This window comes from Campylobacter concisus, from assembly GCF_003049085.1.
Taxonomy (GTDB): Bacteria; Campylobacterota; Campylobacteria; order Campylobacterales; family Campylobacteraceae; genus Campylobacter_A; species Campylobacter_A concisus_H.
In genome coordinates, this window is record NZ_PIQX01000003.1 from 17,740 (window position 1) to 29,934 (window position 12,195).

The window sequence follows — 12,195 nt, forward strand, 5'->3', positions numbered from 1 at the left end:
AATATGAAGATAGTAAAGAGAGCTTTAACATTTGAGGATGTGCTTCTTGTGCCGCAATACTCTGAAATTTTGCCAAAGCAAGTTGATGTAAAAACCAGGATCAGCAAAAATGTCACGTTAAATATCCCGATCGTCTCTGCTGCGATGGATACGGTGACTGAGCATAGAACTGCTATCATGATGGCGAGGCTCGGCGGTATCGGCGTTATCCACAAAAATATGGATATCGAAAGCCAAGCAAAAGAGGTCAAACGCGTCAAAAAAAGCGAAAGTGGCGTCATCATCGATCCTATCTTTATAAATCCAGAAGCGACCGTGGCTGAAGCTCTAAGCCTTATGTCAGATCTTCATATTTCAGGCGTTCCAGTCATCGACAAAGACCGCAAACTAATAGGAATTTTAACAAATCGTGATTTGAGATTTGAGACAAATATGAGCACTTTGGTAAAAGACCGTATGACAAAAGCACCACTTATCACTGCACCAAAGGGCTGCACGCTTGATGATGCGGAGAAAATTTTCTCTCAAAATAGAGTTGAGAAGCTACCTATCGTCGATAAAGACGGTAAGCTTGACGGACTTATCACCATAAAAGATCTAAAAAAACGTAAAGAGTATCCAAATGCAAACAAAGACAGCTACGGCAGACTTCGCGTGGCTGCGGCTATTGGCGTGGGTCAGATAGAGCGTGCCAAGGCACTAGTTGATGCTGGCGTAGATGTCATCGTCATCGACTCAGCTCACGGCCACTCAAAGGGCATCATCGACACTTTAAAAGAGGTAAAAGCAAATTTCAAAGTCGATGTCGTAGCTGGCAATATCGCAAACCCAGCAGCTGTAAAAGACCTAGCAGAAGCAGGAGCTGACGGCATAAAAGTAGGCATCGGACCAGGATCTATTTGTACCACAAGGATCGTTGCTGGCGTTGGCGTGCCTCAAATTTCAGCTATCGATGACTGCGCAAGCGAAGCAGCGAAATACGGTATCCCAGTTATCGCAGATGGTGGTTTAAAATACTCAGGCGACGTGGCAAAAGCTCTTGCTGCAGGTGCAGCTTGCGTTATGGCTGGTAGCTTGCTTGCAGGTTGCGAGGAGAGCCCAGGCGAGCTTATAACATTCCAAGGTCGTCAGTATAAAGTATATCGCGGCATGGGATCGATCGGTGCTATGACAAAGGGTAGTTCTGACCGCTACTTCCAAGAGGGCACCGCTCAAGACAAGCTTGTGCCTGAAGGCATCGAAGGCCGTGTGCCATTTGCTGGCAGCATAAAAGATGTGATACATCAGCTAATAGGCGGCCTAAGAAGCGCTATGGGTTATGTCGGCGCAAAAGATATCCCAACTCTTCAAGAAAGAGCTGAATTTGTCGAGATAACAAGCGCTGGACTAAAAGAGAGCCACGTCCACGACGTAGTTATCACTCACGAGGCACCAAACTACAAAGTTAATTAGTGTTAGACCTGCAAACTAGAACTATTAAATTTAACGAGCCACTCTATCTTGAGAGTGGCCGTATGCTATCAAATTTCAAGCTTATTTACGAGACTTACGGCACGCTAAATGCTGATAAAAGCAACGTTATCGTAATCTGTCACGCTCTAACTGGCTCACACCACGCTGCTGGCACCTACGCAGGCGATGAGAAAGCTGGCTGGTGGGACGGGCTAATAGGCAGCAAAAAGGCGGTCGATACCGATAAATTTTACGTTATTTGCGTAAATATCTTAGGCTCGTGCTTTGGCTCGACTTCGCCACTAAGTGTGGATAGAAGTAGCGGCAAAGAGTATAGGCTAAATTTCCCAGTTCTTGCCATAAGCGACGTGGTAAAAGCGCAAATGAGGCTATTTAGCGAGCTAGGTATCACAAGAGCAAGAACCGTGATAGGCGGTAGTCTTGGCGGTATGCAAGCACTTTGCTACGCTATCGAGTTTCCAGAATTTGCGCAGGATATCATAATGCTAGCAAGCACCTACCAGACTAAGCCATGGGCGATAGCGTTTAATAAAATCGCCATCGAAGCCATTTTAAACGATGAAAATTTCAAAAACGGCGAATACGACGCAGAATTTATAAGAAAAAATGGTCTAAAAGGCATGGCTTACGGCAGGATGGCAGGTCATATCAGCTTTTTAAGCCCTGATAGCATGGATGAGAAATTCGGGCGAAACTATGTTGAGACAGACGGCCTTTATGAGCTTTATGGGCGCTTTCAGGTGGATCGCTACATGGAGTACAACGGCTACAACTTTCCAAAGAGGTTTGATCCGCTAAGCTACCTATATATCGTAAAAATGATGAATATCTTTGACTGTACAAGGCACTATGACAATCTAAAAGACGCCCTTGCGCCGATAAAAGCAAACTTACATCTAATCGCTTTCAAAGGCGATCTACTCTTTCCGCCATGCTGTATGAGAGAAATTTATGACACACTTTGCGAGATGGGGCGAGGAGAGAATACAAATTTCGTAGAGATAGATAGCAACTACGGCCACGACGCATTTTTGGTCGAAATAGAAAAATTTGATGGATATATAAAAAATATATTAAAAGGATAGAAAATGGAGCAAAAAGAGCAAAGCTTTGAAGAAAAATTAGCCCTAGCAGATAAAATTTTAAACGATCTAAACAAAGATGATGTGAGCCTAGAAAATAGCATAAAGCTGCACGAGCAGGGTAAAAAGCTCTTAAATGAAGCAAGAGAAATTTTAGAAAATGCAAAACTTAGCATAAAGCAGGTGGATGATGAGTAGAATTTGTGCTCTTCAGCTACCAACGCAGCCCTTAAGCGAGGCTAGGCTTGATTATTACCTAAAAATTTGTGCGGATGAAAACGCAAGGCTGGTTGTGCTTGGTGAATATGTGCTAAATAGCTTTTTTAAAGAGCTCATTAGCATGCCAAAAAGCCTTATAAAAGAGCAAAGCGAGCGCAAAAAAGAGGCTCTTTTTGCAATGGCAAAAAAGTATGATCTAAATATCGTTGCACCCATTGTAAATCTAAAAGGCAAGGAAATTTTTAAAAGTCTAGCTAAATTTACCCCAACACAAGTAAAGCTATATGATCAGCAAATTCTCATGCCTTACGCTCACTGGAATGAGGCGAAATTCTTTAATAACACAAGCGATGAGCTAAATTTGCCTATTTTTACCTACGATAAATTTAAGGTTGGCGTCATGTTTGGCTATGAGGCGCACTTTGATGTGTGCTGGGCCTATATGAGCGCCAAAAAGGTCGATATCGTGCTCGTGCCAACGGCTTGTACATTTTTTTCTCAGGCGCGCTGGGAGGAGCTTTTAAAGGTTAGAGCCTTTACAAACAACGTCTATGTTCTCCGCGTAAACCGCGTAGGAAGCCACAAGAGCGATGATGTGCAGTGGAGTTTTTACGGCGATTCGATGCTTATTAATCCATTTGGTGAAGTTAAAAATAGGCTTGGTAAAAATGAAGAGATGATGATAGATGAGCTTAGCAAAAAGGAGCTTAGCGAGGCTAGAAGCACTTGGGGCTTTATGCAGATAGAGGCGAAATTTAAAAGATGAAGTGCTGTGCCTAGGTAGAAAAGAGCAAATTTAGCAAAAGTTATCACGATTGTGAGTTGAGTAATGTGTCATCACAACTATGATAATGATCGCTCTTTAAAGGAATTTTGGAGTGAAATTTGAAACGAAGTGACGTTGAGGGATATATAAAAGAGAAATTTGACGTTTTAGGTGAGCAAATTTTCCCAAAATATCCAAAATTTAGTGCCTTTCGTCACAAGAAAAATGAGAAGTGGTTTGCGCTGATTATGCAGTTAAGCGCTAGCAAGCTTGGGCTTGAAAGTGATGAAATGATAGAAGTTTTAAATCTAAAATGCAGTCCAGATCTAGCGATGGTGCTAGTTGATGAGCAGCAAATTTTTAAGGCATATCATATGAATAAAAAGCACTGGATCAGTGTAAATTTAAACTCCAAAATCTCACAAAAAACAGTTTTTGACCTGATAGACGAGAGCTTTAGCTTAAGCAAATAAAAGCCATTTTCAGCCTTAAATTTAGTAGTTTTTGTTAAAATCACGAAAAACTTAAGGATAAAATTTGCAAGAGCTAAACAACGAAATCAAAAAAGTCCATTTCATAGGCATCGGTGGTATCGGCATCTCAGCCATCGCTAGATTTTTACACGAAAAAGGCCACAAGATAAGCGGCAGCGACATCAAAGAGAGTAAGACGACGCTAGAGCTAAAAGATGAAGGCATCGAAGTCATCACGCCGCACTGCAAAGAGGCGATAAAAGACCAAGACTTTGTGGTCTACTCGGCCGCGATAAAAGAGGATAACATCGAGCTAGTGGAGGCCAGGAGAAAGGGCATAAAGTGCTTTTCTAGAAAAGAAATTTTGCCTTATGTGCTTGAGGATAAGTGCGTCTTTGCAGTAGCTGGCGCGCACGGTAAGAGCACGACTTCAGCGATGCTAGCAAGCCTAATCGAGGGCTCAGTGATCATTGGCGCCATATCAAAGCAGTTTGGTTCAAATATGCGCTACGCCAAAAGCGATAACGTCGTATTTGAGGCTGATGAGAGCGATTCGAGCTTTCTAAACTCAAACCCATATCTAGCCATCGTCACAAACGCAGAGCCAGAGCACATGGAGCACTACGATTATGATCTAGCTAAATTTTACGCAGCCTACAAGGGTTTTTTGGAGCGTGCGAAAGTTAGGGTGATAAATGCTGAGGATGAGTTTTTAAGCACGCTTAAGCTTGATGCGATCAGGCTTTACCCAAGCACCGACATCACGGAGCTTACAATGGTTGTAAGAGACTATCAGCCATACACCAGCTTTAATCTTAAAAATTTAGGCAAATTTGAAGCCTTTGGCATGGGTGAGCACATCGCCATAGACGCATCTTTAGCCATCCTTGCTGCGATGCATGAGACACCGCTTAAAGACATAAGAGAAAATTTATTAAATTTTAAAGGTATCAAAAAGCGTTTTGACATACTTAGTGCAAACAAAAATTTCGTCCTAATCGACGACTACGCGCACCATCCAACCGAGATAAAAGCAACGCTAAAATCAGTCTTTGAATACGCCAAAATTTTAGGTATTAAGAGCGTCACAGCGATATTTCAGCCACACCGCTACACAAGACTTAGCACAAATTTACCTGGCTTTAAAGAGTGCTTTAAAGGCGTTGATGAGCTTGTCATTTTGCCAGTTTATGCAGCTGGAGAAAATCCGATTGAAGTTGATATGAAGAGTGAGTTTAGCGAGTATAACCCGATCTTTACAGACAAGGTCGAGAGGGTTGAAGAGGGCATAGAATTTACAGATGAATTTGGCGTGAAAAACCGCCTAAGTGATGGCATCGTAGTTGGCTTTGGAGCGGGCGATATCAGCGTGCAGCTAAGGGGCGGATATTAATGGATCTAAGCACTTTCAAGCTTCAAGATGAAAATGAAATTTTAAAAGAGATAAAAGAAAAAGAGCTTAGTGAAGAAGAAATTTCAAGCCTTATAAATTTAGGTAAAAAAGATATCTTGATCGCGCTTGCAAGGGAGCAAAAGCTAAGTAGCACTCAGATAAAAGAGATGCTACCAAATGCCCCGTATATGGCTGTTTGCTTGCTGGTTGAAAAGCAAGATATCAGCGAGGTTAGGGCTGAAATTTTAGAAAAGATCGAGCCTCATGCTGAGCTTTACAAAGAGCTCATCGCAAAGTATAAAGGCGTGAAATGGTAAGAAATTTGATAATAATCGCCGGCGTGATGCTGCTTTTTGGAGCGATCTGGGCGATAAAAGATGAAAAGATCAGCAAAGGCGTAAAAGCGCTTGTTAGCGCGGTGCTTGTAGCGATCCTTGTTTGCGTCTATTTTTACGAGCAAAATTTATCAAAAAATGAGGACGCCATCTCAAAGCTAGTTAGCGATTTTAAACAGGGCAAAGTGCTAAAATGTGGCGAATACAACGTTAGCGCTGAGAAATTTAACTATGAATTTGGCACGGCTTCATTTTTAGCTAAAAGAGAATTTAGCGATCTCTCAGGCGTCATCGTGCCTATAAAAAGTTGTGAGCAATGACTGAAGAGATATTTTTAAAGCTAGATCTTGGCGAGTATCTGGATAAATTTAACTCCTTTTTAGCAAGGCAAAAACCGCTATTTTTACAAGGCGACAGCAAAATCCACTTTGAAAACATTAGCGAGCTTTCAAAGTATGATTTCAAGGCACCTGACGAGATAAAAGAGCTTGATGACGCGCTTATGAGACTTAGCAAGCAAGCAGTGCTTCACATCAGCGAAATTTACGAGTTTGCAAAGATCATTAAGTATTTTTCATATCTAAAAAAGCAAAAATTTGAAGGTAGGCTTGGCGAGTGGATCGCTAAAGTTGAAATCCCTGAAGCGATGAGCCATATGGCAAACAGCTTTGATGAAAATGGCGAGTTTAGCGACAGCGTTGATGAGAGATTTGCTGCGATAAAGCAGGCATTTAGCGAGAAAAAGCGCCAGATCGACGCTGAGCTTAAAAAGCTCATCTACTCAAAACACATCACGCCCTATCTAGTCGATACCCAGACGCACTACATCAACTCGCAAGAGGCACTTTTAGTGCGTGGCGGTTTTAATCACGCCCTAAAAGGCACCGTGATCGCTAGAAGCTCAGGCGGCTACTTCTACGTCGCACCTGCAAGCACTGAGCGCCTAAAAAAGGAGCAAAGCGAGCTGCTTGATAGAAAAGAGGAGATCATTTTTGAGCACTGCAAGAAATTTAGCTTGCAGATGAGCAAGAGCCTGCTTTTTTTGAAATTTATAAATAACGCTTTTGATCAGTTTGACGCATATCAGGCTCGTGTAAATTTGGCTAGATCACGTGACTATGAGTTTGTTTTGCCAAATAGCTCGCATGTCATAAAGCTTGAAAAGTTTGCCCATCCAGCGCTAAAAAACCCAAAGAGCGTGAGTGTGGATTTTAGTAAAAAAGTGCTTTTAATAACCGGCGTAAATGCTGGTGGTAAGTCGATGCTCTTAAAATCGATCATCTCAGCCACGCTTCTTGCAAAGTATCTGCTGCCTATGCGTATCGACGCAAACCGCTCAAGTATCGGCTCTTTTAAAGAATTTGACGCGATCATAGAAGATCCGCAAAGCGTGAAAAACGACATCTCGACCTTTGCTGGCAGGATGGTGCATTTTGCAAGGCTTTTTACTAAAAAATCTATCATCATAGGCATCGACGAGATCGAGCTTGGCACCGACTTTGAGGAGGCTGCGAGCTTGTATGGCGTCATGATAGAGCGCCTCATCACTCAAGATATCAAAATGATCATCACGACCCACCACAAGCGCCTTGCGATGCTATTAGCTAAAAACCCAGAGGTTGAGCTAGTGGCGGCACTTTACGACGAGGCGGCTCAAAGGCCTAAATTTGAGTTTTTAAAGGGCACGATCGGCAAGTCTTATGCCTTTGAAACGGCGGCAAGATACGGCATATCTCAAAATTTAGTGGCTCAGGCAAAGAAAATTTACGGCGAAGATAAAGAGAATTTAAACGAGATCATCACAAAGACGCTAAATTTACAAACCAAGCTTGACGAGGGCATAAAAGAGGTCACGGCAAAAGAGGAGCGACTGGAGCGCTTGCTTGAGGAGCAAAAAGAGCTAAAAGAGAAAAATGAGATCAAGTTAAATGCGACTATTTCAAAGCTTGAAAAAGAGTATTATGAAGCGATAAATGCGGCAAAAGCTGTTATAAATTTCAAGGACATTAAAGACAAGCAAAGGGCGCTAAACGTGGCAAATGAGAAAAAAGCCGCCATCGTTAAGCCTAAAAAAACTGAACGCGAGAGCCTAAAAGTAGGCGATAGAGTGAAGTATGAAAATATCAAAGGCACGGTTTTAAGCATCTCTAAAAACGATGCGATGATCGAGTCAAATGGTATAAATTTACGCGTGCCACTAGAGCTTTTAAGAAAAAATGGTAACGAAGTGGTCTTGCCTAAAAAAGGCGGCGTAAGTTTAAACGTAGATAAGCCAAAAACGGCTTCGCTCTCGCTTGATCTGCACGGCATGAGAGCTGACGAGGCGATAGCAAAGCTTGATAAATTTATCTCAGATAGTCTTGTTATGGGATTTGATGAGGTTAGCGTATTTCACGGTATCGGCACTGGTAAGCTTGCCTTTGCAGTTAAAAATTTCTTAAAAGAGCATCCAAGCGTGAAAGAATTTTTTGACGCACCGGCAAATCAAGGCGGATATGGAGCTAAAATAGTCAGGCTTTAACTTTTTCCCAAAAGTTAAAATTTATTTTAAGGTTGATATAATCAGGGCAAGTACACAAAATAAGGGAAGTAACTTTTGAGTAACAAGGACGAGCAAACGGGTAAAAATCTAAACATCACTAAAACTATTATAGGTTTAGTGTTTGTTTTGGGAAGTATTTTTTTAGTCGAAAACCTGGCAGTTTTTTATTTTAAATTTAATAATGCTTCTGCTGAAAATGGTTTTAATCTTCGAAAGAAAGTTGATTATTTGACATATCAATATGTTGATTATTTCAAAAATGTCAGCAAATATGATGTCGCAAATTTCCAATCTTACATTAACGATAGCGCTATGGGTGATGTTCTTTTATTAAAGGATGATAATAAAAATGGATACAAGGTCGTAGCGTCTTCAGATAAAAGAATAATAAATCAAGAGTTTAACGACAAAAGCTGTGGAAATATCTTTGCTCATAATTTCCAAAAAGATTATTTTTGGGCAAAAATTTTGCCAGAAAACGCTGCTCAAGTTTGTATGTTTGTACCGGTTGGAGAATATATATTAGGCTTTAAAGGAAAGGTCGATCAACGTATTACCGGTACGCATGATGAGTACTTTTTTGAGTGGCTTTTAAACAATATGGCTTTAACATTCATCTTAAGCCTCGTTGGTGCAATAGTTGCTTTATCTACTTGTATATGGTACGCGGTTAAATATATAAAAGAAAAAAATAACTATAATGCATTAAAAACAGATACTAAAAAACAGATAGAAGAGCTTGGAGAAAAGCTTTATATCGATCCAATGACTGGACTTTTAAATAAAACAGCATTGGTGCGTGATATTAATAGCTATGAAAATCCTAAAGTAGTGCTTATAGATATTGACGATTTTGGTAAGATGAATGACTTTTACGGTAAATTTGCATGTGATCAGATTTTGGTAAAGATGGCTGATTTGATCAGTGAATTTGCCAAAGATGAGAATATGAAAGCTTACTGCATAGAAGCAGATAGGTTTGCTCTGGTAGAAGATAGCGATAGCTTTATCGATAGATATGAAGATATGGTTGAAGATTTGATAGAAATTTTTAAAGGTCGTATGCTAAGTATAGTCGATGAAGATGGTAGAGAGATAGAAGGTATCGAGATACATAGCACGATAGGCTTTGCTCTTGATAGTGACCAAACACTAAGAAAAGCAACAATAGCGTTAAAAACAGCAAAAGAGCAAGATAAAGACTATGTTTGCTATTTCAAAGGGCTAAATCAAAAAGAGGAATACGCAACTCAAATAGAACGCTCCAAACTGATACAATACGCCACTATAAACAACAATATTGTTCCTTATTTTCAGCCGATAGTTAATGACCAAAAGGTACCTGTAAAATACGAATGCTTGATAAGACTTTTAGATAGAGGCGACATTATATCACCAAATGTCTTTTTAGATATCTCAAAGCGCATTAAGCGTTATGCTGATCTTGAGAAACAACTCATTAAAAAGTGTTTTAAGCAGCTTGTAGAGGATAAGAATTTAGTACTTTCTATAAATTTAAGCAGTAGAGATATGATCGATGGTGATGTTAGCTCACTTGTTTTAAATTTATTAAACAAGCACAATGTTGCCGGCAGAGTAGTATTTGAGATCGTTGAAGATGAAGAGCTTAAAAATTTAGAGAGAGTTTCAAATTTTATCGAGCGTGTAAAAAGCATGGGTGCAAAGATCGCTATTGATGATTTTGGCTCAGGATATTCAAATTTTTCTTACATCATAAAGATCAAGCCTGACTACGTGAAGATCGATGGCTCTATTATAAAAGATATAGACATAAATAAAGATTCACACTCTATCGCAAGTGCGATCGTAGCATTTGCAAAAGACCTTGGTATAAAAACTATTGCTGAATATGTGCATTCAAAAGAGATATTTGAAATCTGTAAAGAGATCGGTGTAGATGAGTTCCAGGGCTTTTATTTTGGTGCACCAGAGCGTGCCGGCTCATAAGGTGCTTAGTGGTAATTAGCTTTTTAAAAGAGCTTTTAAGCTTTCGCTCTATCACACCTAATGATGCTGGAAGCTTAGAGCTTATCGCTAAATTTTTGCCTGATTTTGAGGCAAAATTTATAGAAAAAAATGGTACAAAAAATCTCATACTTTCTAAAACTTATGGAGACGGCGAGCATCTAGCTTTTGCTGGGCATGTTGACGTCGTGCCTCCAGGTGAGGGCTGGGATAGCGAGCCATTTACACCATATGAAAAAGATGGCTACATCTACGCAAGAGGCGCACAGGATATGAAAAGTGGCGTGGCTGCTTTTGTTTGCGCTGCTAAAGACGCAAAATTTGATGGCAAACTAAGCCTCATCTTAACAAGCGATGAAGAGGGCGATGGCACATATGGCACGCCTTTAGCACTTGAATATTTACGCGAAATAAATGATTTGCCAAAATTTTGCGTAGTGGCTGAGCCAACTTGCGATAAAAAATTTGGTGATATCATAAAAGTTGGCAGACGTGGCTCAATAAATGGCAAGATCGTGATAAAGGGTGTTCAAGGGCACGTGGCATATCCTGAAAAGTGTGTAAACCCGGTAAATTTAATAGCTCCACTTTTAAGTAAAATAGCTGATCACGATATGGACGCTGGGAGCGAATTTTTTGGCCCAAGCAAGATTGTGGTAACTGATATCAGAGGTGGCATGCAAGTTTGCAACGTAACTCCAAGTGAGCTTAGCATAATGTTTAATGTGAGAAACTCAAATTTAACCGACATAAATGATGTTGAGAGCTATCTTAGAGAGGTCTTAAAAGGGCTTGATTACGAGCTTAGCATAAAACAAAGCTCAAAGAGATTTTTAACGAATAAAGATAGCAAAATAGTAAAAAATTTAATGGCTTCTGTCACAAAGTTCACAGGCGTTACACCGGTTCTAAATACAAAGGGCGGCACGAGCGATGCAAGGCACTTTTCTGAATTTGGCGTAGATGCGATAGAATTTGGCGTGATAAACGACCGCATACATGCTAAAAACGAGCGAGTTAGTGTTGATGAGGTAAATAAACTTTATGAAATTTTTAAAGATTTGATAGAAAAATTTTAATCCATAAATTTCATTATTTTTAAACCAAAAATTTATTAATTGTCTAAAAAATATTTTCAAAAGCTATTTTGATTGATATTTTTTGTCAAAGAATTTTAAGATTAAGAAATTTTCTTTATTTGGCAATATTGCTATTATCCGTTACAATTCATGAAATAGTCGGGTTTTGGCAATTGCAAGTAAAACCTAATGGAATACTCTTTTTAACGAGCATAAGGTAGAAGTTATAAATACATTTGTGGGCGAAAAATATATCCAGTATAATCCTGGCTTTAAAGATGGTATGGATATCATTTCTAATTTGTAAAAAAGTAAAATTTCAAATAAATAAAAAAATGCAAGTAAAACGAAAAATATACAAATCTTTTCAATACGAGAAAATGAGACATAGCTTGCGAGCTAGATTGTTCTTTTTGCTCGTGGCAATCGTGATTTTGGCAATCGAAATTTTTATCGCAGTTTTTGTCAAAGGTGGCTTCGTGCGCCATTATTTGGGTGATGTGCTAGTTACGGTGATGCTTTACGCATTTGGACGAGCTGTGTTTAAAACTACACCAAAAATTTTAGCATTTGAAATATTTATCTTCTCGCTATTTATAGAAATTTTACAATACTTTAAAATGCTTGAAATTTTAGATATTCATAATTTAATAATACGCATAGTCTTTGGCGGAACATTTGACGTTAGCGACATCGTATGTTACGCGTTGGGCTGCTTGCTGGCTTATTTGACTGATACCATTTGCTTTCTGCAAAAGTATAAAAGTCCAAAGATATAGTGATAAATTACAACTTTATTTTTAAGTGTAAAGTAGGAGTTAATCATATTAAAAACTCCAGCAAAATT

12 protein-coding genes are annotated in these 12,195 nt (G+C 39.6%); all 12 read left to right on the forward strand.

The features are described 5' to 3' along the window. Positions 1-3 precede the first annotated feature (3 nt). The 12 genes from guaB (at position 4) to CVT13_RS04060 (ending at position 12,127) form a co-directional block, all read left to right on the forward strand. The gene (gene guaB / locus CVT13_RS04005) at positions 4-1,452 is read left to right on the forward strand and encodes an IMP dehydrogenase (protein ID WP_107811703.1); all 1,449 of its coding nucleotides are present in this window, start codon (positions 4-6) and stop codon (positions 1,450-1,452) included. Next, entirely contained in the window at positions 1,452-2,558 is a 1,107-nt protein-coding gene (metX, locus tag CVT13_RS04010; protein ID WP_107811704.1) for a homoserine O-acetyltransferase MetX, read from the forward strand. The genes guaB and metX overlap by 1 nt, the downstream gene beginning before the upstream one ends. Before the next feature lie 3 nt (positions 2,559-2,561). Next, positions 2,562-2,753 (forward strand): exodeoxyribonuclease VII small subunit, encoded by a 192-nt coding sequence (gene xseB, locus CVT13_RS04015; RefSeq protein ID WP_004317712.1) that lies wholly within the window; start codon positions 2,562-2,564, stop codon positions 2,751-2,753. Continuing rightward, the gene (locus tag CVT13_RS04020) at positions 2,746-3,540 is read left to right on the forward strand and encodes a carbon-nitrogen hydrolase family protein (RefSeq protein ID WP_107811851.1); all 795 of its coding nucleotides are present in this window, start codon (positions 2,746-2,748) and stop codon (positions 3,538-3,540) included. The genes xseB and CVT13_RS04020 overlap by 8 nt, the downstream gene beginning before the upstream one ends. 119 nt (positions 3,541-3,659) lie before the next feature. Further along, complete coding sequence (locus tag CVT13_RS04025) at positions 3,660-4,013, forward strand: MmcQ/YjbR family DNA-binding protein (protein ID WP_107811705.1); 354 nt, start codon at positions 3,660-3,662, stop codon at positions 4,011-4,013. Positions 4,014-4,098: 85 nt separating this feature from the next. Continuing rightward, positions 4,099-5,406, forward strand: coding sequence for a UDP-N-acetylmuramate--L-alanine ligase (murC, locus tag CVT13_RS04030; RefSeq protein ID WP_103616451.1), 1,308 nt, complete (start codon positions 4,099-4,101; stop codon positions 5,404-5,406). Next, positions 5,406-5,723 (forward strand): hypothetical protein, encoded by a 318-nt coding sequence (locus CVT13_RS04035; protein WP_107811706.1) that lies wholly within the window; start codon positions 5,406-5,408, stop codon positions 5,721-5,723. The genes murC and CVT13_RS04035 overlap by 1 nt, the downstream gene beginning before the upstream one ends. Beyond that, positions 5,717-6,061 carry a hypothetical protein gene (locus CVT13_RS04040; protein ID WP_107698161.1) on the forward strand — a complete coding sequence of 115 codons (345 nt, stop codon included), beginning with the start codon at positions 5,717-5,719 and terminating at the stop codon, positions 6,059-6,061. Before CVT13_RS04035 ends, CVT13_RS04040 begins: the two co-directional genes overlap by 7 nt. Continuing rightward, positions 6,058-8,262: an endonuclease MutS2 gene (locus CVT13_RS04045; protein WP_107811707.1), complete on the forward strand. Its 2,205-nt coding sequence runs from the start codon at positions 6,058-6,060 to the stop codon at positions 8,260-8,262. The genes CVT13_RS04040 and CVT13_RS04045 overlap by 4 nt, the downstream gene beginning before the upstream one ends. 75 nt (positions 8,263-8,337) lie before the next feature. Then, entirely contained in the window at positions 8,338-10,251 is a 1,914-nt protein-coding gene (locus CVT13_RS04050) for an EAL domain-containing protein (RefSeq protein WP_107811708.1), read from the forward strand. 8 nt (positions 10,252-10,259) lie between these two features. Further along, complete coding sequence (gene dapE / locus CVT13_RS04055; RefSeq protein ID WP_107811709.1) at positions 10,260-11,348, forward strand: succinyl-diaminopimelate desuccinylase; 1,089 nt, start codon at positions 10,260-10,262, stop codon at positions 11,346-11,348. Positions 11,349-11,728: 380 nt separating this feature from the next. Next, positions 11,729-12,127, forward strand: a complete 399-nt coding sequence (locus CVT13_RS04060; protein WP_234411970.1) for a DUF2809 domain-containing protein — start codon at positions 11,729-11,731, stop codon at positions 12,125-12,127. The last annotated feature ends 68 nt before the right edge of the window (positions 12,128-12,195 follow it).

Excerpts from the sequence above, each read along its gene's own strand:
- guaB (WP_107811703.1), top strand. The coding sequence starts at position 4 with ATGAAGATAGTAAAGAGAGCTTTAACATTTGAGGATGTGCTTCTTGTG.
- xseB (WP_004317712.1), top strand. The coding sequence starts at position 2,562 with ATGGAGCAAAAAGAGCAAAGCTTTGAAGAAAAATTAGCCCTAGCAGAT.
- CVT13_RS04020 (WP_107811851.1), top strand. The coding sequence starts at position 2,746 with ATGAGTAGAATTTGTGCTCTTCAGCTACCAACGCAGCCCTTAAGCGAG.
- CVT13_RS04035 (WP_107811706.1), top strand. The coding sequence starts at position 5,406 with ATGGATCTAAGCACTTTCAAGCTTCAAGATGAAAATGAAATTTTAAAA.
- CVT13_RS04040 (WP_107698161.1), top strand. The coding sequence starts at position 5,717 with ATGGTAAGAAATTTGATAATAATCGCCGGCGTGATGCTGCTTTTTGGA.
- CVT13_RS04045 (WP_107811707.1), top strand. The coding sequence starts at position 6,058 with ATGACTGAAGAGATATTTTTAAAGCTAGATCTTGGCGAGTATCTGGAT.
- CVT13_RS04060 (WP_234411970.1), top strand. The coding sequence starts at position 11,729 with ATGAGACATAGCTTGCGAGCTAGATTGTTCTTTTTGCTCGTGGCAATC.